This is a genomic window from Oleiphilus sp. HI0132, assembly GCF_001635845.1.
Genome location: NZ_LWGJ01000137.1, coordinates 1 through 644 on the forward strand (window position 1 = coordinate 1; position 644 = coordinate 644).

The window sequence follows — 644 nt, forward strand, 5'->3', positions numbered from 1 at the left end:
ACTTTATAGAGGTGTTTTTTGAACAGTTTGACCTGAGTCTTAACTGGCAAACCACTCTTGGCATAGGTCTCATGAATGACAAGCTTACCGACACGGATCGCAACCGTCTTGCGTGTTTGCTTATACATTTCAGGCACAAGCATCATGGTAGAAAGCGGCTTATAGATCGCAGACACACCGTAAAACAGAGCAGAGTTTGCTGCATCAATATACAAAGGCAACACCGGCGCATTCATTTCTAAAGCTATATCAAGAAAGTCACGACGCCACTTGGTATCCGTCACCCCACTCGGGCGAATACGGGATAATTCTTCACTGGGGAAAAAGATCAGCACACCTTCTCGCTCCAGGTGTTCTTTCAAAGCGACATTACGTGTTTTAGCCGTATTCTCGGAGTAAGGCTGACAAGCCAAAGTAATCGGCGCAAGCGCATCTAACTCATGAACGCCTTCATCGACCACAACACGCACGTCTGACCTTACATCACTTACCAACTTGAATACCGCCGCTGCATCCAGAGTACCTAAAGGATGATTGGCGATAATCACCAAGCGGCCTTCAGTCGGAATTCGTTCTTTCTCATTCCAAGGCGTCTGAAAGGAAAACTCAAAGTGCTGAAGAATCTGCTCGACAAACTCAACACC

At 46.6% G+C, this 644-nt stretch carries 1 pseudogene; it reads right to left on the reverse strand.

What is annotated here, in order from left to right:
- Positions 1–644, reverse strand: a pseudogene (locus tag A3766_RS30125) (hypothetical protein); the annotation flags it as partial.